Consider the following 16,267-nt stretch of genomic DNA (forward strand, 5'->3'; position numbering starts at 1 on the left):
GGCCGACCCTAGTCGCCCCGGATCGATCCCGGCGGACTACGCCGCGGTCCGCGCGATCAGCAGCTGCGATGTGCGCGCACACAGGCGTTCGGCGGCATCGGTCACCGTGACCTCCACGCTGAGCACCGTGCGGCCCAGCTTCAGCGGCACGGCGACGGCGACGGCACGGTCGAGCACGGGGCGCAGGAAATGCGTGTGCGATTCCACCGTGGTCCAGCCGGTGCCCTCGGGGAGGTTCAGGCCGACGAGAACGGCCGCCGCCAGATCGCACAGGCTCATGATCGCGCCACCGTGCAGGCCGCCGCCCATCGTGGACAGGCTCAGGTCGAGATCGAGTTCGGCGCGGACCTCGTCGGCGGCGATGGAAGGGAATCGCGCGCCCAGGGTGCGCGCGAACGGCGCCATCGCGTAGATCGCGTCCTCGGTGATCTTCATTCCGGTACTCCTCGCACTGATTCCCCTAATTCCTATGACGATCGTGACAGAAATGAGAGGATCCGGGGAGGCAATCGATGAGGAGGTCCGATGGGGCGCCCCGTGGATCACGCACGCCGAGCCCGACTGCTCGACGCCGCAGTCGACGTGGTCGTGACGAACGGTCTCACCGACCTGTCGCTGCGACCGCTGGCCGCGGCCCTCGACGTCTCGACCAGCACCCTCACGCACCACTTCGGCTCGAAGGACCGGCTCGTGCACGCCGTCCTCGACCGGATCAGGGACCGCCTCCGGCTCGACGCGCTGGACGGTCCGGTGCCCCTGCCGATCGCCTTCGAGCGCATCTGGCGGCACGGCTCGGATCCCCGGAACGAGGCCTACTTCCGCACCTTCTTCGCGGCCTACGGCCAGGCGCTGCAACACCCCGAGCGATTCGAGGTCTTCCTGCGCGGCGTGGTCGACGACTGGCGGCTCGCCCTCGCGGAAAGCTCCGGGCGGCAGGCGGACGATCCCGCCGTGACCCTGGCGATCGCAACCTTCCGCGGACTCCTCCTCGACCTGCTGACCACCGGCGATCGACCGCGGGTGGCGCGAGCGGCGGATGCCTACGCGGCGTCGATTGCGTAGTGGCAGAATCTCTCCCGTGGCGCAAGTGACTGTGGTGGGTGCGGGTGTGATCGGACTGTCGTGCGCGGTGCGGCTCCTGGAGGCCGGACACTCCGTGCAGGTCCACGGCCGGGACCTGGCACCCGATCTGACCTCCGCCGTCGCGGCCGCGGTCTGGTACCCGTACCTCGCCGAACCGCGCGACCGCGTCACCGCCTGGTCGGCCGCGGCGCTCGCCGAATTCACCGCACTCGCGGACCGCGGCGTCGATGGCGTCGTGATGACCGCGGGCACCGAGATCTTCCGGGAGCCCGTCGGCGAACCCTGGTGGTCGTCCGCCGTCCCCGAGGTGCGCCGTGTCGACGAGCCGCGTCCCGGCTACGCCGAGGGCTGGAGCTTCGTCTCACCCGTCATCGAGATGCCCGTGTACCTGCCCTGGCTGCAGGAGCGCGTGCGCGAGCTGGGCGGCACCGTCGAGCAACGGGAGATCGCCTCGCTCGACCGACTCGACGGCCTCGTCGTGAACGCCACCGGCCTCGGCGCACGGGAACTCGTGGGCGATCAGTCGATGGAACCGGTACGCGGGCAGGTGGTGTACCTGGAGCAGGTGGGCCTGAAGCACTGGTGGATCGACGATTCCGCCCTCGACCTGGGCGTGACCACCTACGTGGTGCCGCGCAGCCGCGACATCGTGGTGGGCGGCACCGAAGACCACGGGCAGGAGGAGCTCACCGTGGACCCCGCGACCGCCGACGCGATCCTCGCCCGTGCCCGCACACTGGTCCCCGAGCTCGCCGACGCGACCGTGATCGGCCACAACGTGGGCCTGCGGCCCGCCCGCCCGACGGTCCGCCTGGAACGCGAGGGCGACGTGATCCACTGCTACGGGCACGGCGGCGCCGGCGTCACCCTCAGCTGGGGCTGCGCGGACGAGGTCGCTGCGCTCATCGCCTGACGCCATCGCCTGACGCCACCGCCGGACGGGACTACCGTCGACGTATGTGCCGAAACATCACTGAACTGCGGGGCCTCGAGCCCGCCGCGACCGACGAGGAGATCGAGGCCGCCGCGCGTCAGTACGTGCGCAAGGTCTCGGGCATCCAGAAGCTGAGCGACAACAACCGCGAACCCTTCGAGAAGGCCGTCGCCGCCGTCACGCAGGCCACGCACGAGCTGCTCGCCGTGCTGCCCGAGCGGCGGCAACCGCCGAAGACGGTGCCGCCCCTGCGGCGGCCCGAGGTGCAGGCCCGCATCGCGGCCCGCGCCGCGACCACCGCCTGACGGTCAGTCGCCCGCGCCCGTCACCCCGCCGTCATCGGAGACCGACGATCCGGTCGACGACTCGCGCGGCGATCCGGTCGGCGGTTCGGATTGCCCACCGGTGCCGGGAGATTCGATGCTCGCCGCGGACGCCCGCGTCAGCGTCCGCTCCAGGATCGCCGCGTTCTCCGTGGCCACCGCCCCGGCGGCGTTCGCGCCCGCCCGCACCGCGGCCACCGGATCACCGGTCGAGGCCAGCGTCGATGCGGCGGCGTTCGCGGTCTGCGTCGCGCCGAGCAGCGACAGCTCCGGGACGTAGAAGGCCGCGGCGAAGAAGGCGTTCGCCGCCTCGACGGCCGCTACCTGCAGCGGGCCGCTGGGGGTGGGAGTGATCGCGAACGGCGGTGGTGTGGTGAGCGGCGGCGGCGTGGGCGCGACGGGCGGGAGCGGCTCCTGCAGCGCGGCCAGCAGATCCGACCGCATCCCGTCGACCGAGCCGGTGCCGTCCGCGAACCGCAGGACGTGGACCATCCCGATCAGCACGCCGTTCTGGAACCGCGGCACCACCTGATTGAGATCGTTGCCGATGATCCCCGTCATCGCGGCATCGGCGGGCGCGGTCACCGACCGGGCCGCGGCGCCCACCGCCCGGAAGGGGTCGCCGGTGGCGGCGGCGGTCTGCAGCAGGGCGAGCGGAGCGGTGACCGCACCCATCGGCACCGTCGCCACGCCCTGCGCGGCGTACGGGCAGATCGCCGCGCAGTTCTGGAGCTGGTTCTGTGCGAACTGCCCCAGCAGGGCGCCCGGCGGCGGCGCCGCGGTCACGACCGACGGGGCGACCAGCCACACCGCGGCCGCCAGGCCGACGGGAATCCGCATGCGCATGACCGGGAATCTACTCCTGTTGTGATGTGAATCACAGTCCCGTTCGGCGATCTCCACCCCCGCGTCCACCCGCGGGTGGATCCGACCGGGTCCGCGCCGCAGCAGAGTTCCTGGCATGACATCCACGGCACTCGAACTCAGGTCTCTCACCAAGACTTTCGCGACCCCGACGGGGGAGGGATTCACCGCCGTCGACGGCATCGACCTCACCGTCCGGCACGGCGAAGTGGTGGCCTTCCTCGGCCCCAACGGCGCCGGCAAGAGCACCACGATCGACATGATCCTCGGCCTCATCCCGCCCGACTCCGGGACCGCCACCCACACCGGCACCGTCGCCGCTGTGCAGCAGTCCGGCGGGCTCCTGCCCGCCCTCACCGTGCAGGACACCGTCGACCTCATCGCCGCCCTGCACTCGGGCTCCGATCCGGACGCCGCGATCGCCCGCGCCGGCCTCGACGAGCTGCGCCGGCGCACCGTCGGGAAGTGCTTGGGCGGGCAACAGCAGGCCCTGCGCTTCGCCCTCGCGCTGCTCGCGGAACCCGATCTCCTGATCCTCGACGAGCCGACCGCCGGCATGGACGTCGAGGCCCGGCGGCGGTTCTGGGCCGCGGTCCGCGAGGACGCGCGGCGCGGCACCACCGTGGTCTTCGCCACCCACTACCTCGAAGAGGCGGACCAGTTCGCCGACCGGGTGGTGATGATCGCCGGCGGTCGGATCGTGGCCGACGGCACCACCGCCGACGTCCGGGCGGCCTCGGGCGGGCGGCGCATCTCCGCCGCCGTCGGCCGCGCAGGTGCGGCCGGACTGGTCGCCGCCGTCCCCGGGGTGCGCGTGGCCGAGGTCCGCGGCGATCGCACCGTTTTCGCCGCCGACCCCGACGCCTCCGACGACGCGCTCCGATTCCTGCTCGGCCACACCGACGCCCACGACATCGAGGCCACGGCGCACGGCCTCGAAGACGCCTTCCTGCACCTCACCAAGGAGACCCGATGACCACCCTCGCCGGCGGACTCACCGCCCGCTACCTGCTCCTGGACATCCGCCGCCAGCTCCGCAACCGGCAGACCCTCCTCATCACCACCCTGCTGCCCGCGGTCCTCTACCTGGCACTGTCGCGGCAACGCGGCGTGGAGGTGCGGTTCGCGCACGGCGACTTCGCCGCCTGGACGATGATCGGCCTGGCCGTGTACGGCGCCTGCGCCGCGGCCACCACCACGGCGGCCGCCGTCGCCGCCGAACGGTCGACCGGCTGGGTGCGCACGCTGCGCCTGACCCCGCTGCGTCCCCCGGCCTACATCGCGAGCAAGCTGCTCGGCGCCCTCGTGGTGGCCGCGCTGCCCGTCGTGGTGGTCGGAGCGCTCGCCGCCGCGACCGGCGCCCGGGCGGAGCCCGCGGTATGGGCGGAATCGCTGCTGCTCGCGTGGCTCGGCTCCGCCGTCTTCGGGGCGCTCGGGCTCGCGCTCGGCCTGGCGCTGCGCCCGGAGATCGTGATGCACGTTCCGGGGCTCCTGCTGACCGTGCTGGCCTTCGCCGGCAGCGTCTTCATCCCGCTCTCCGGGGCCGCGCTCACCGCTGCGGAGTTCACGCCGATGTTCGGGGTGGCCGCGCTCGCCCGCTACCCGCTCACCGCGGGCCTGCAGCTCAGCGGCGAGCACGTCGCGCTCGGCATCGCCCTGCTCAACGCGGTGGCCTGGCTCGCGATCTTCAGTGCCGCAGCGACCGCCGCGTACCGGCGCAGCTCCGCCCGCTGACCGTTGTGACCTGCATCACACCGGCGTAGCGTGGGGGCATGTCCACGTCAACCGAACGATCCACGCCGAATCTCGTGCAGCGGATGAAGTATCTGATGGGGATGCGTCTTCCCGATTCGATGCGCGACTGGGTGATCCGGGACGCCACGGGCCCCGGGCACAACCGCCGCTACTTCACCCGCGGGGCCATGATGTTCCTGCCCTTCGTCGTGGTGGCCCTTCTCCTCCCGTCACCGCTGTGGGTGAAACTGGCGCTCGTCGCCATGATGCTGCTGCCCGCCATCGTTTTCATCGGCGGCATGCGGTCCATCTATCTGCAGGAACTGTTGGCGGACAACGATCTCGACCCGCACATCGAGAGCGGCGCGCAGCTCCGTGAACACGAGCGCCGCGCGACGGTGTACGCGGCGAAATACCGGCACCGTGCGGCCTAGGTACCCTCGCGCGGGTGACGTCCGAGCGCACCTGGCAACCGGGGCATCTCCTGGATCTGCACGGCACCGTCGGCGTACTGCGTCGGGGGCCGCGCGATCCCACGTACGCCCGCACGCCCGACGATGCGATCTGGCGCGCCGTGCACACCCCCGACGGGCCGGGAACGATCCGGATCCGCCAGGTCGCCGGAACCGTCACCGCGCAGGCGTGGGGGAGCGGCGCGCACTGGCTGCTCGACCACGCGCCCGCACTCGCGGGGGCCGATGACGACCCGTCCGCCCTGATCCCGCGGCACGATGTGATCGCCCGCGCGATCGCCGCGTCGCCCGGCCTGCGGCTGACCCGCACCGACCGGGTCTGGGAGGCGCTCGTTGCCGCCGTCCTGGAGCAGAAGGTGGTGGGCGCGGAGGCCTGGCGGGCCTGGCGGTACCTCGTTCGGCGAGCCGGGACCCCCGCGCCGGGCCCCGAGCAGGGGGCGCCCGAGCTGTGGGTCCCGCCGCGCCGCGAGGACTGGGCGGCCGTTCCCAGCTGGGAGTGGCATCGCGCCGGCGTCGAACCGGTGCGGATGCGCACCGTCATCGGGGCCAGCGCCGTCGCCGTCGAACACCGCGCCGAGCGGCTCGCGGCCCTTCCGGGCATCGGACCCTGGACCGTGGCCGAGGTCACCGGCCGCGCGCACGGCGATCCCGACGCCGTCCCGGTGGGCGACTACCACCTGCCGCGGGTCGTGGGAATGGGCCTGGTCGGTGAAGCGTTGGACGATGCCGGGATGCTCGAAGCGCTCGCTCCGTACGCCGGCCAGCGCGGCCGCGTGATCCGCCTGCTCAGCCGCGCCGGAGTCGATCGGGAACGGCGTGGCCCGAGGGTCTCGGTGCGCGACTATCGGCGGTGGTGAGGCGGGACCACGGTGGTCTGCGACGAACACTTTTGACCACTGTGAGTTCATCCAGGTAAGCTTGGTCGCCGTGCCTGGTGAAAGCCAGGACGATCCATCGTGTCCATACGACAGGCCGGACCTCCGGAACCACGTACGGGCATGCGACACGCCCGACCTCGGGGTACGTGCGAGGCGGGTAGCTACTTCCCGGAGACGGGACTGACCTGCGAAAACGGCGAAAGTCGAGATCGCAGGTGGGGCCGCGCTGCGGAAGTCCGGCCCTCTGAACCGGGGGCGCAGGACTTGCCCGGAGCTACAACCGCAGCAGTAGGACAGCGTCGGCCACGCGGCCGGCGACAGCCGAACGAAGAAGGAAACAGCGCTTCTATGCCAACAATCAACCAGCTGGTCCGCAAGGGCCGCCGGGACAAGGCGTCTAAGACGAAGACGGCCGCCCTCAAGGGCTCGCCGCAGCGTCGTGGCGTGTGCACCCGCGTCTACACCACGACCCCGAAGAAGCCGAACTCGGCTCTCCGTAAGGTCGCCCGCGTCCGTCTCACCAGCTCGGTCGAGGTCACCGCGTACATCCCCGGCGAAGGCCACAACCTTCAGGAGCACTCGATGGTGCTCGTCCGCGGCGGTCGTGTGAAGGACCTCCCGGGTGTTCGCTACAAGATCATCCGCGGTTCGCTCGACACCCAGGGTGTCAAGAACCGCAAGCAGGCGCGGAGCCGCTACGGCGCGAAGAAGGAGAAGGGCTGATGCCTCGTAAGGGACCGGCGCCCAAGCGCCCCGTCGTCAATGACCCCGTGTACGGCTCGCAGGTCGTGACGCAGCTCGTGAACAAGGTGCTCCTGGACGGCAAGAAGTCGACCGCCGAGCGCATCGTCTACGGCGCGCTCGAGGCCACCCGTGAGAAGACCGGCACCGATCCGGTTCTCACCCTCAAGAAGGCGCTCGACAACGTCAAGCCCTCGCTCGAGGTGAAGAGCCGCCGCGTCGGTGGTGCCACCTACCAGGTGCCGATCGAGGTGAAGGCCGGTCGTGCCAACACCCTCGCGCTGCGCTGGCTGGTGACCTTCACGCGGCAGCGTCGCGAGAAGACCATGGTCGAGCGTCTCGCCAACGAGATCCTCGACGCGAGCAACGGCCTGGGCGCTTCGGTGAAGCGTCGCGAGGACACCCACAAGATGGCCGAGGCCAACCGGGCGTTCGCGCACTACCGCTGGTGATCTGATCCCGCGGGCCGGCTGCAACCGGCCGGCCTGCGGGACACCGGAGCACCTGCTGCCGCTACCGCGGCGGAAGTTCCAACCATCCTTTAACGAGAACGAGGCTTACCACCGTGGCACAGGAAGTGCTTACCGACCTCACGAAGGTCCGCAACATCGGCATCATGGCGCATATCGATGCCGGTAAGACCACCACTACCGAGCGCATCCTCTTCTACACCGGTGTGAACTACAAGATCGGTGAGACCCACGACGGTGCCTCGACCACCGACTGGATGGAGCAGGAGAAGGAGCGTGGTATCACCATCACCTCCGCCGCCGTGACCTGCTTCTGGAACGGCAACCAGATCAACATCATCGACACCCCCGGCCACGTCGACTTCACCGTCGAGGTCGAGCGTTCGCTGCGCGTGCTCGACGGCGCCGTCGCCGTCTTCGACGGCAAGGAGGGCGTCGAGCCCCAGTCGGAGCAGGTCTGGCGTCAGGCCGAGAAGTACGACGTCCCGCGTATCTGCTTCGTCAACAAGATGGACAAGCTGGGCGCCGACTTCTACTTCACCGTGCGCACCATCGAGGAGCGCCTCGGCGCGAAGCCGCTGGTCCTGCAGCTGCCGATCGGCGCCGAGGACGAGTTCGACGGTGTCGTCGACCTGCTCGAGATGAAGGCCATCACCTGGCGCGGCGTGGTCGCGACCGGCGCTGAGCCGACCATCGAGGAGATCCCCGCCGACCTCGTCGACAAGGCCGCCGAGTACCGCGAGAAGCTGCTCGAGACCGTCGCCGAGTCCGACGAGGCTCTGATGGAGAAGTACTTCGCCGGCGAGGAGCTCTCGATCGAGGAGATCAAGGGCGCCATCCGCAAGCTCACCATCACCCGTGAGCTGTACCCGGTGCTGTGCGGCTCGGCGTTCAAGAACAAGGGCGTGCAGCCCATGCTCGACGCCGTGATCGACTACCTCCCCAGCCCGCTCGACGTGCCCTCCATCGAGGGTCACGCCGTGGGCGACGAGGAGAAGATCATCTCGCGCAAGCCCAGCAAGGACGAGCCCTTCTCGGCCCTGGCCTTCAAGATCGCCGCGCACCCCTTCTTCGGCAAGCTGACCTTCGTCCGCGTGTACTCGGGTCACATCGACTCGGGCACCGGTGTGCTCAACGCCACCAAGGGCAACAAGGAGCGCATCGGCAAGCTCTTCCAGATGCACGCCAACAAGGAGATGCCCGTCGAGGATGCGACCGCTGGTCACATCTACGCGATGATCGGTCTCAAGAACACCACCACCGGTGACACCCTGTGCGACCCGGCGAACCCCATCGTCCTCGAGTCGATGACCTTCCCGGACCCGGTCATCAACGTCTCGATCGAGCCGAAGACCAAGTCGGACCAGGAGAAGCTGGGCGTCGCGATCCAGAAGCTCGCCGAGGAGGACCCCACCTTCTCCGTCGAGCTCGACGATCAGACCGGCCAGACCGTCATCGGCGGCATGGGCGAGCTACACCTCGACATCCTCGTCGACCGTATGCGTCGCGAGTTCAAGGTCGAGGCCAACGTCGGCAAGCCGCAGGTGGCCTACCGTGAGACGATCCGCAAGACCGTCGACAAGCACGAGTTCACCCACAAGAAGCAGACGGGTGGCTCGGGCCAGTTCGCGCGCGTCATCATCAAGCTGGAGCCGCTGGAGGACGCGGAGGACGGCTCGACCTACGAGTTCGTCAACGCCGTCACCGGTGGCCGCGTGCCGAAGGAGTACATCCCCTCGGTCGACGCCGGCGCCCAGGACGCGCTGCAGTACGGTGTGCTCGCCGGTTACCCCATGGTGAACGTCAAGGTCACGCTGCTCGACGGCGCGTACCACGACGTGGACTCCTCCGAGATGGCGTTCAAGATCGCCGGCGCGCAGGCCTTCAAGGAGGCCGCTCGCAAGGCCGGTCCCGTCATCCTCGAGCCCATCATGGCTGTCGAGGTCACCACGCCCGAGGATTACATGGGCGATGTGATCGGCGACCTGAACTCCCGCCGTGGCCAGATCCAGGCCATGGAGGAACGCAGTGGTGCCCGTGTCGTCAAGGCACAGGTTCCGCTGTCGGAGATGTTCGGCTACATCGGCGACCTCCGGTCGAAGACCCAGGGCCGAGCGAACTACTCCATGGTTTTCGATTCGTACGCCGAGGTTCCGGCGAACGTCTCGAAGGAGATCATCGCGAAGGTGAACGGGGAGTAATTCTCCCCGCTCTCCGGAGCGTGACGCCTCAGAACAATTCCGCGGCGTCGAAACAACTGAAGTAAATACACCCGCTTGTGGGGCAACCGGCCTCACATAGCACCTACGTCCAGGAGGACATCAAGTGGCGAAGGCGAAGTTCGAGCGGACGAAGCCGCACGTGAACATCGGCACCATCGGTCACGTCGACCACGGCAAGACCACCCTGACGGCTGCCATCACCAAGGTTCTGGCCGAGAAGTACCCGGACCTCAACGAGGCCTCGGCGTTCGATCAGATCGATAAGGCGCCCGAGGAGAAGGCTCGTGGCATCACGATCAACATCTCGCACGTCGAGTACCAGACCGAGAAGCGCCACTACGCTCACGTCGATGCGCCGGGTCACGCCGACTACATCAAGAACATGATCACCGGTGCTGCTCAGATGGACGGCGCGATCCTCGTCGTGGCCGCCACCGACGGCCCGATGCCGCAGACCCGTGAGCACGTGCTGCTCGCGCGTCAGGTCGGCGTGCCCTACATCCTTGTCGCCCTGAACAAGTGCGACATGGTCGACGACGAGGAGATCCTCGAGCTCGTCGAGATGGAGGTCCGCGAGCTGCTGGCCTCGCAGGAGTTCGACGAGGACGCCCCCGTCGTCCGCGTCTCGGGCTACCAGGCGCTGCAGGGCGACGAGAAGTGGACCGAGTCCATCCTCGAGCTCATGAACGCCGTCGACGAGTCCATCCCGGACCCCGAGCGTGAGACCGACAAGCCCTTCCTCATGCCCGTCGAGGACGTCTTCACGATCACCGGTCGTGGCACCGTCGTCACCGGTCGTGTCGAGCGCGGCATCGTCAACGTCAACGAGGAGGTCGAGATCGTCGGCATCCGCGAGAAGTCGACGAAGACCACCGTCACCGGCATCGAGATGTTCCGCAAGCTGCTGGACTCGGGCCAGGCGGGCGACAACGTCGGTCTGCTGGTTCGTGGCCTCAAGCGTGAGGACGTCGAGCGTGGCCAGGTCGTCGTGAAGCCGGGTACCACCACCCCGCACACCGACTTCGAGGGCCAGGCGTACATCCTGTCGAAGGACGAGGGTGGTCGTCACACCCCGTTCTTCAACAACTACCGCCCGCAGTTCTACTTCCGTACCACGGACGTGACCGGCGTCGTGACCCTCCCCGAGGGCACCGAGATGGTCATGCCCGGCGACAACACCGAGATGACCGTCAAGCTCATCCAGCCGGTCGCCATGGACGAGGGCCTGCGCTTCGCGATCCGCGAGGGTGGCCGCACCGTGGGTGCCGGCCGCGTCACCAAGATCATCGCCTGATCTTCGGTAACAGTCGTGAACGGCGCCTCTCCCTTCGGGGAGGGGCGCCGTTTTCGCGTATCCGGGCTTCTCGGGTTCGCGCCCCGGCGTGCGTGCCATCGGCGATAATCGCCACGACACGTGGGCCGGGCCCACCGGAGACGAGGAGCGAGACGATGCCGAAGCTGATGAGGGCGGTGGCGGCCGCGGCCGTGGCGTTCGGGTGCGCCGCGCTGGTGCAGGCGCCCGCCCAGGCCGACGGCCGGCTCGACGAGGGCCGGTTCGTCGTGGCCTCGAAGAACCTCCACGACTTCACCAAGCCCTTCGGCGATCGGACCACCGACGCCCAGATGGTCCGGTTCGGCTACAGCGCGTGCACCGCGCTCGACCGGAATCCGTCGAGCACCGTCGCCGCGACGCGGGCGCTGTACAACGATGAGCGCGCTTACCCGCTGTGGGAGCGGCAGCAGCTGGTGTTCTACGCCGCGCAGTACCTGTGCAACCGCAACTGGTCGCGGTACATGACCTATCCGAACGGCTGGCGCCCGACGCCCGGCCAGGGATGACGGCCGTTCAGCGCATCAGGTAGCGGGCGAAGGTCCACGCGTAGACGGCGGATTCCACATCGTGCGCGATCGCGGCGCGCGTGGCCGCGACGGCGGCGCGCTGCAGCAGCAGGTGCCGCAGCCGGCTTCCGTCCGGGGCGCGGCTGTCCGCGGAGAGGTCGCGGGGAGATTTCCGGTCGGCGCGCAGGGCGTCCACGAGCTCGTCCTCGGCGAAGGCGAGGTGATCGCGCACCGCGACCGGGACCTTCCGGCCCGCGCGCAGGTACCGTCCGGCCTCCGCGACGGTCTCGTCGAGGCCGGGCACGTACCCGGGTCCGACGGTGAGCCGCTCCAGATCCCGCAGCAGCGCCCGGGATTGGCGGTCGGCGTGGGCGTCGTCGAGCCCTCGGATGCGGGCCACGCGATCGGCGGAGGCCACCACCTCGAACCGGTCAGCGCCACCGTCGAAGACGGGGCCGCGCCGGTTCTCCCCGACCAGACGGCCGGGGTCGGCGGGGTCGTAGTGCACCCGCGACGGATGGGTGGTGGCGATCCCGCGTATCGCGTAGCCGTTGCCCGCGGCGTATTCGATGAGTTGCCGCACCGGATCGTCGACGGTGGCCCACGCGGTGGCCGCGGGCGCGTTCCACAGCACCCGCACACCGGACGGGACGAGTACGCCCGGCGGGAGCCAACCGGCGTCGGTGGTGGATACCGCGATCACGTTCTCGCCGGGGCGCGAGAGGTACGCGGACGCCCAGTGCAGTCCCGATTCCGGGAGGTGCGGGCCGTCGCGCAGGGAACCGAGGATCGATGCGATCACGGCGCGGGCCTGCAGCACCGCCGGTGATGGTGTGGCTTTCTCCTCCGGCTCGATGTACCGGACGATCGGGACGGGGATGAGCACCGGTATGTCGATGATCGCCTCCCCTGCCGGTGTGTGCGATCGCAGTCTAGTCGGCGGCCGCGACGGTGCTGAAGAAGTCGAGCAGTGTGCCCGGGGCGCCCTCGCCGAGCATCATCTCGAAGATCTCGGTGGCGCCCGCGGCGGCAGCGGCGCTGCGCTCGAACATCTCGGCCTCATAGGCGGCGATCGCGGCCTCGGTGTCGGCCGGGTGCGCCACGAGCTCCTGGGCGAGGCGGGCACCGTCGAACAGGGCGAGGTTCGCGCCCTCCCCGGCCGGGGGCATGAGGTGGGCGGCGTCGCCGAGCAGGGTGACGCCGGGAACGCGATCCCAGCGGTGGCCCACCGGCAGCACGTGCAGCCGCCGGACCACGGGATCGGTCTCGGTGTCGGCGATCATCGCCAGCAGTGCGGGGGCCCAGTCGGAGAAGGCCTCGGTGATCTGGTGACGGACGGATTCCGGTGCGGCGGAGGCGAGCCGGTCTGCCTGATCGGCGTCGCAGGCCAGCTGGAAGTAGGCGTGCACGATGTCGCCGGGCTCGCGGTGGGCGCCGATGCCGCGGCCGGGGGTGGGCGCGAACAGTGAGCCGGCGCCGACCACCGCCGCGGTGGCCGGGTACCGCGCCTCCACATCGGTCAGGTGCGTCTCGACGAAGGTGATCCCGGTGTACGCGGGGGCGGCGTCGGAGACGAGGGGACGGACCTTGGACCAGGCGCCGTCGGCGCCGACCAGCAGGGCGGTGGTGACCGACGATCCGTCGGCGAAGGTCACCTCGTGGCGGCCCTCGCCGAGGGGACGGACCGCGGTGACCTTGGCGCCCCAGCGGACCGCGCCGGGTGGCAGGGAGTCGAGGAGGATCCGTCGCAGTTCGCCGCGCAGCACCTCGGGACGGCCGCCCGTGCCGTCGTCGGGTTCGTCGAGCAGGACGGTGCCGCGGGTGTCGACCATGCGCGAGGCCTGCCCGCCGTGGTGGATGAGGGAGCGGAACTCGGTGGTGAGGCGTGCCGCATCCAGGGCCGCCTGTCCGTCGTCCTCGTGGATGTCCAGCAGCCCGCCCTGGGTGCGGGCCTCGGGGGAGGGGTCGGCCTCGTAGACGGTGGCTTCGATGCCGTGGACGGTGAGGACGCGGGCCAGGGCGAGGCCGCCGAGGCCCGCTCCGATGATGGTGACCGGTGCTGTCATGGTGCACTCCCTTCGATGAGTTGGAACAACGTTCCAATGACGTCAGTATGGAACGGTGTTCCAACGTGTGTCAAGATGGGACCATGGCGGGATCAGCGCGCAGGAGCAGTGCGCTCTCCAGGGACGCGATCGTCACCGCGGCGATCGACATCCTCGACGAGGAGGGCGAGGCCGGGCTCACGTTCCGGGCACTCGCGGCACGGCTGGCGACGGGGCCGGGCGCGATCTACCACCACGTCGCCGGCAAGGACGAGCTGCTCACCGCGGCCGCCGAGCGGATGATCGGCGAGGTGCTGGCGGACTCCTCCGATCAGTCCGATCCCGCCGACGGCATCCGGGTGCTGGCGCTCGGCCTCTTCGACACCCTGGACGCGCATCCGTGGGTGGGGGCGAGCATGTACCGCGATCCCGCACAGCACGGCACGCTGCGTGTCTTCGAGGCGCTCGGCAGCCGGATCGTGCGGCTCGGGCTGCCCGACGGTGCGCGGTTCGACGCCGCGACGGCCCTGCTCAACTACATCGTGGGGGCCGGTGTGCAGAACGCCGCCAATGCGCGTGCGTCCGTGGGCGGTCCGGGCCGGGAGGAGCATCTGGCCGCGATGGCGGACCGCTGGGGCGATCTGGATCCCGGCGAATTCCCGTTCACCCGCAGTGTGGCCGGGCGATTGCGGGATCACGACGACCGCGAGCAGTTCCTCGCCGGGGTCGATCTGATCCTCGCGGGTGTCCGGGCGAGCTGACCCGGAGCGACCGACGCCCCGCGAACCCTGGGGTCGCGGGGCGTCGGGGAGAACGCGGCTATCCGCTCTTGCGGCGGAACTGCTGCTGGTGGCTCTCGGAGCCGTGCGGGGTCTGCGGCTTCACAGCCCCGTCCAGGTGGGCGGAACCCTTGCGATTGGACGCGTTCTTTCGTTCGAGTGCTTCCTTGAACTTGTCGGCGATACCGTCGGTCGTCATGGTGTCTCCTCTCGTCGGCGTGGAATCACGCTAAACCGGACAGGGGAAGATGTCACCGGGTTTTCGGCAGAGGAGGAGAATTCATGGGGACCTACGTTGTCACCGGTGCCGCGTCGGGGCTGGGCGCCGCCACTGCCGATCGATTGCACGCCGAGGGGCACGGCGTGATCGGGGTGGATCTCGCGGGTGCCGATGTCGACGCGGATCTGGGGACGCCCGCGGGGCGCGCGGAGGCGGTGGCGCGGATCGGCGAGCTGGTGGGGGACTGCCCGCTCGACGGGCTGGCGGCGTTCGCCGGTATCGGACCCGCTGCGGGGCGCGCAGGTTCGGCCGTGGTCTCGGTGAACTACTTCGGTGCCGTGGAGGTGCTGGAAGGTGTTCGGCACCTGCTAGCCAGGTCCCTCTCCTCTTCGGTGCTGCTCGCCAGCTCGAATTCGACCACCACGCAACCGGGTTGGCCGATCGAGCTCGCGGACGCCTGCCTCGCCGGCGACGAGGCGGTGGCCCGGGGGCTGGCGGACTCCTACGGCGAGTACGCCTCGGTGCTGGCGTATCCGGCGTCGAAGGCGGCCCTCGCGTACTACACGCGTTGCGAGGCGGCCGATTACGTGCGGCACGGTATCCGCATCAACGCCGTGGCGCCGGGCTACATCGATACGCCGATGACCCGCGCCGGCCGGGCCGACCCGCAGATGGGCGCGGCGATGGACGAGTACGTCAAGCTCATCCCGGCCGGGCGTGCCGGGCGACCCGACGAGATCGCCGCCCTGGCAGGCTTTCTCCTCGGTCCCGACTCCGCCTACATCGTGGGCTCGGTGATCTTCGCCGACGGTGGTCTCGACGCCCAGCAGCGTCCGAAGGACTGGCCGCGTCCGGCTGCCCTGCCCGAGTAGGCGGCGCCGGCTAGCCCCGGAGTTTCTTCAGGGCGGTCTCGCCCGCCCTGCGCACGCGGGGGTTCTCGTCGTCCAGGAAGCTCTCGACGATCGGGATGTCGTCTGCTGTGCCGACCTTGCCCAGTGTGCGGAGGGCTTCCTGATTGACGAAGCGGTACTGCAGGTAGTCTCTGGCGACCTCGCGTGATTCCGGCCGCCGGAAGCGGCCGAGATACCGGACGAGGGCCATACGCGTGCCCGTGTCGAGCCCATCGCTGCGGGCGAGGGCGAGCATGCGATCGTAGTCGTCCTTGGTGGCGATGCGGGCGAGGGCCTCCATAGCCCAGATGCGGACCTCGTCGCGTAGCGGCGGGTCGGTGCGGGCAACCTGCTGGAACAATGCCTCGATCGCGGCCCGGTTTCCCTTCGCATTCGCGTCGTTGACGCTCTTAATCAGGGTGGTTCTCAGGATCTGCCTGTGGAGATTCTCGGGTCCCGGAACCCGTTCGTCGAGGTGGGTGAGCCAGTCGGTGAAGATCGGGATCGCCTCCCGGGGAACGCTCTTGAGTGACCCCACCGATTGCACGGTGTATGCGCGGATGCCCACCGCCTCGAGATCGTCGACGATGCGGGTCTCGAATCCGCGCACGCCGTCGGTGTACCGCGCGAGGCCGTCGCGCCAGTCGTCGCCCTCGGGCATGCCCGGGTATTCGATGAGGTTCATGGGACGGGTACTCCTCGATGGTTCGGCCGGCGCCCTGCCGGAGTGGGCTACCGCGAGAGCCAGGACTCCAGGTGGTTCTCGTACTGC

General features: G+C 69.7%; 20 protein-coding genes. 14 read left to right on the forward strand and 6 right to left on the reverse strand.

From position 1 onward, the window contains the following. Nucleotides 1–36: 36 nt before the first annotated feature. Nucleotides 37–435, reverse strand: a complete 399-nt coding sequence (locus ABD108_RS08025; protein ID WP_343929992.1) for a PaaI family thioesterase — start codon at nucleotides 433–435, stop codon at nucleotides 37–39. Between the two features lie 90 nt (nucleotides 436–525). Between ABD108_RS08025 and ABD108_RS08030 the strand changes: the two genes are divergently transcribed. Genes ABD108_RS08030 through ABD108_RS08040 form a run of 3 tightly spaced genes read left to right on the forward strand, consistent with a single transcriptional unit; the run spans nucleotide 526 to nucleotide 2,322 of the window. Next, nucleotides 526–1,062 carry a TetR/AcrR family transcriptional regulator gene (locus ABD108_RS08030; RefSeq protein ID WP_343929993.1) on the forward strand — a complete coding sequence of 179 codons (537 nt, stop codon included), beginning with the start codon at nucleotides 526–528 and terminating at the stop codon, nucleotides 1,060–1,062. A gap of 16 nt (nucleotides 1,063–1,078) precedes the next feature. Continuing rightward, on the forward strand, nucleotides 1,079–1,996 hold the full coding sequence (locus ABD108_RS08035) for an FAD-dependent oxidoreductase (RefSeq protein ID WP_343929994.1): 918 nt from the start codon (nucleotides 1,079–1,081) through the stop codon (nucleotides 1,994–1,996). A 44-nt stretch (nucleotides 1,997–2,040) separates the two neighbouring features. Next, nucleotides 2,041–2,322 (forward strand): DUF2277 domain-containing protein, encoded by a 282-nt coding sequence (locus tag ABD108_RS08040; RefSeq protein WP_305111104.1) that lies wholly within the window; start codon nucleotides 2,041–2,043, stop codon nucleotides 2,320–2,322. A 3-nt stretch (nucleotides 2,323–2,325) separates the two neighbouring features. On the opposite strand, the gene ABD108_RS08045 is transcribed toward ABD108_RS08040, so the two are convergent. After that, nucleotides 2,326–3,186, reverse strand: coding sequence for a hypothetical protein (locus tag ABD108_RS08045; RefSeq protein ID WP_343929995.1), 861 nt, complete (start codon nucleotides 3,184–3,186; stop codon nucleotides 2,326–2,328). A 115-nt stretch (nucleotides 3,187–3,301) separates the two neighbouring features. On the opposite strand from ABD108_RS08045, the gene ABD108_RS08050 reads away from it, so the two are divergent. The 9 genes from ABD108_RS08050 to ABD108_RS08090 all read left to right on the forward strand — a co-directional run bounded on the left by ABD108_RS08050 (nucleotide 3,302) and on the right by ABD108_RS08090 (nucleotide 11,561). Then, a complete protein-coding gene (locus tag ABD108_RS08050; RefSeq protein WP_343929996.1) occupies nucleotides 3,302–4,180 on the forward strand; it encodes an ABC transporter ATP-binding protein in 879 nt (292 codons plus the stop codon). Next, nucleotides 4,177–4,938, forward strand: a complete 762-nt coding sequence (locus ABD108_RS08055; protein ID WP_343929997.1) for an ABC transporter permease — start codon at nucleotides 4,177–4,179, stop codon at nucleotides 4,936–4,938. The genes ABD108_RS08050 and ABD108_RS08055 overlap by 4 nt, the downstream gene beginning before the upstream one ends. A gap of 38 nt (nucleotides 4,939–4,976) precedes the next feature. Continuing rightward, the gene (locus ABD108_RS08060; RefSeq protein ID WP_220657907.1) at nucleotides 4,977–5,372 is read left to right on the forward strand and encodes a DUF5313 family protein; all 396 of its coding nucleotides are present in this window, start codon (nucleotides 4,977–4,979) and stop codon (nucleotides 5,370–5,372) included. A gap of 14 nt (nucleotides 5,373–5,386) precedes the next feature. Beyond that, the gene (locus tag ABD108_RS08065; protein ID WP_343929998.1) at nucleotides 5,387–6,268 is read left to right on the forward strand and encodes a DNA-3-methyladenine glycosylase family protein; all 882 of its coding nucleotides are present in this window, start codon (nucleotides 5,387–5,389) and stop codon (nucleotides 6,266–6,268) included. A gap of 369 nt (nucleotides 6,269–6,637) precedes the next feature. Continuing rightward, a complete protein-coding gene (gene rpsL, locus ABD108_RS08070) occupies nucleotides 6,638–7,012 on the forward strand; it encodes a 30S ribosomal protein S12 (protein ID WP_013128047.1) in 375 nt (124 codons plus the stop codon). Then, nucleotides 7,012–7,482 (forward strand): 30S ribosomal protein S7, encoded by a 471-nt coding sequence (gene rpsG / locus ABD108_RS08075; protein ID WP_220657909.1) that lies wholly within the window; start codon nucleotides 7,012–7,014, stop codon nucleotides 7,480–7,482. Before rpsL ends, rpsG begins: the two co-directional genes overlap by 1 nt. 113 nt (nucleotides 7,483–7,595) lie before the next feature. Next, nucleotides 7,596–9,701: an elongation factor G gene (gene fusA / locus ABD108_RS08080; protein ID WP_220657910.1), complete on the forward strand. Its 2,106-nt coding sequence runs from the start codon at nucleotides 7,596–7,598 to the stop codon at nucleotides 9,699–9,701. A gap of 124 nt (nucleotides 9,702–9,825) precedes the next feature. After that, nucleotides 9,826–11,016 (forward strand): elongation factor Tu, encoded by a 1,191-nt coding sequence (tuf, locus tag ABD108_RS08085; RefSeq protein WP_305111099.1) that lies wholly within the window; start codon nucleotides 9,826–9,828, stop codon nucleotides 11,014–11,016. A gap of 155 nt (nucleotides 11,017–11,171) precedes the next feature. After that, nucleotides 11,172–11,561, forward strand: coding sequence for a DUF732 domain-containing protein (locus ABD108_RS08090; protein ID WP_220657912.1), 390 nt, complete (start codon nucleotides 11,172–11,174; stop codon nucleotides 11,559–11,561). 7 nt (nucleotides 11,562–11,568) lie between these two features. On the opposite strand, the gene ABD108_RS08095 is transcribed toward ABD108_RS08090, so the two are convergent. Together ABD108_RS08095 and ABD108_RS08100 are read right to left on the reverse strand one after the other, a co-directional pair. After that, complete coding sequence (locus tag ABD108_RS08095; protein WP_305111098.1) at nucleotides 11,569–12,447, reverse strand: hypothetical protein; 879 nt, start codon at nucleotides 12,445–12,447, stop codon at nucleotides 11,569–11,571. Nucleotides 12,448–12,493: 46 nt separating this feature from the next. Continuing rightward, the gene (locus ABD108_RS08100; protein ID WP_343929999.1) at nucleotides 12,494–13,627 is read right to left on the reverse strand and encodes an FAD-dependent oxidoreductase; all 1,134 of its coding nucleotides are present in this window, start codon (nucleotides 13,625–13,627) and stop codon (nucleotides 12,494–12,496) included. An 83-nt stretch (nucleotides 13,628–13,710) separates the two neighbouring features. On the opposite strand from ABD108_RS08100, the gene ABD108_RS08105 reads away from it, so the two are divergent. Beyond that, nucleotides 13,711–14,367 carry a TetR/AcrR family transcriptional regulator gene (locus ABD108_RS08105; protein WP_305111096.1) on the forward strand — a complete coding sequence of 219 codons (657 nt, stop codon included), beginning with the start codon at nucleotides 13,711–13,713 and terminating at the stop codon, nucleotides 14,365–14,367. Between the two features lie 58 nt (nucleotides 14,368–14,425). Here the strand turns inward: ABD108_RS08105 and ABD108_RS08110 are convergent, their stop codons facing one another. After that, nucleotides 14,426–14,584 (reverse strand): DUF5302 domain-containing protein, encoded by a 159-nt coding sequence (locus ABD108_RS08110; RefSeq protein ID WP_220657916.1) that lies wholly within the window; start codon nucleotides 14,582–14,584, stop codon nucleotides 14,426–14,428. Between the two features lie 83 nt (nucleotides 14,585–14,667). On the opposite strand from ABD108_RS08110, the gene ABD108_RS08115 reads away from it, so the two are divergent. Beyond that, on the forward strand, nucleotides 14,668–15,477 hold the full coding sequence (locus tag ABD108_RS08115; RefSeq protein ID WP_220657917.1) for an SDR family oxidoreductase: 810 nt from the start codon (nucleotides 14,668–14,670) through the stop codon (nucleotides 15,475–15,477). Nucleotides 15,478–15,487: 10 nt separating this feature from the next. Here the strand turns inward: ABD108_RS08115 and ABD108_RS08120 are convergent, their stop codons facing one another. Beyond that, nucleotides 15,488–16,180, reverse strand: a complete 693-nt coding sequence (locus ABD108_RS08120; protein WP_343930000.1) for a HEAT repeat domain-containing protein — start codon at nucleotides 16,178–16,180, stop codon at nucleotides 15,488–15,490. Nucleotides 16,181–16,267: the final 87 nt, after the last annotated feature.

This window comes from Tsukamurella strandjordii (assembly GCF_039525985.1).
Classification (GTDB): Bacteria; Actinomycetota; Actinomycetes; order Mycobacteriales; family Mycobacteriaceae; genus Tsukamurella; species Tsukamurella strandjordii.

Excerpts from the sequence above, each read along its gene's own strand:
- ABD108_RS08115 (WP_220657917.1), top strand. The coding sequence starts at position 14,668 with ATGGGGACCTACGTTGTCACCGGTGCCGCGTCGGGGCTGGGCGCCGCC.
- ABD108_RS08050 (WP_343929996.1), top strand. The coding sequence starts at position 3,302 with ATGACATCCACGGCACTCGAACTCAGGTCTCTCACCAAGACTTTCGCG.
- ABD108_RS08040 (WP_305111104.1), top strand. The coding sequence starts at position 2,041 with ATGTGCCGAAACATCACTGAACTGCGGGGCCTCGAGCCCGCCGCGACC.
- ABD108_RS08090 (WP_220657912.1), top strand. The coding sequence starts at position 11,172 with ATGCCGAAGCTGATGAGGGCGGTGGCGGCCGCGGCCGTGGCGTTCGGG.
- rpsL (WP_013128047.1), top strand. The coding sequence starts at position 6,638 with ATGCCAACAATCAACCAGCTGGTCCGCAAGGGCCGCCGGGACAAGGCG.
- ABD108_RS08100 (WP_343929999.1), bottom strand. The coding sequence starts at position 13,627 with ATGACAGCACCGGTCACCATCATCGGAGCGGGCCTCGGCGGCCTCGCC.
- ABD108_RS08055 (WP_343929997.1), top strand. The coding sequence starts at position 4,177 with ATGACCACCCTCGCCGGCGGACTCACCGCCCGCTACCTGCTCCTGGAC.
- ABD108_RS08030 (WP_343929993.1), top strand. The coding sequence starts at position 526 with ATGGGGCGCCCCGTGGATCACGCACGCCGAGCCCGACTGCTCGACGCC.
- ABD108_RS08025 (WP_343929992.1), bottom strand. The coding sequence starts at position 435 with ATGAAGATCACCGAGGACGCGATCTACGCGATGGCGCCGTTCGCGCGC.
- ABD108_RS08045 (WP_343929995.1), bottom strand. The coding sequence starts at position 3,186 with ATGCGCATGCGGATTCCCGTCGGCCTGGCGGCCGCGGTGTGGCTGGTC.
- ABD108_RS08110 (WP_220657916.1), bottom strand. The coding sequence starts at position 14,584 with ATGACGACCGACGGTATCGCCGACAAGTTCAAGGAAGCACTCGAACGA.
- ABD108_RS08060 (WP_220657907.1), top strand. The coding sequence starts at position 4,977 with ATGTCCACGTCAACCGAACGATCCACGCCGAATCTCGTGCAGCGGATG.
- ABD108_RS08105 (WP_305111096.1), top strand. The coding sequence starts at position 13,711 with ATGGCGGGATCAGCGCGCAGGAGCAGTGCGCTCTCCAGGGACGCGATC.
- ABD108_RS08120 (WP_343930000.1), bottom strand. The coding sequence starts at position 16,180 with ATGAACCTCATCGAATACCCGGGCATGCCCGAGGGCGACGACTGGCGC.
- rpsG (WP_220657909.1), top strand. The coding sequence starts at position 7,012 with ATGCCTCGTAAGGGACCGGCGCCCAAGCGCCCCGTCGTCAATGACCCC.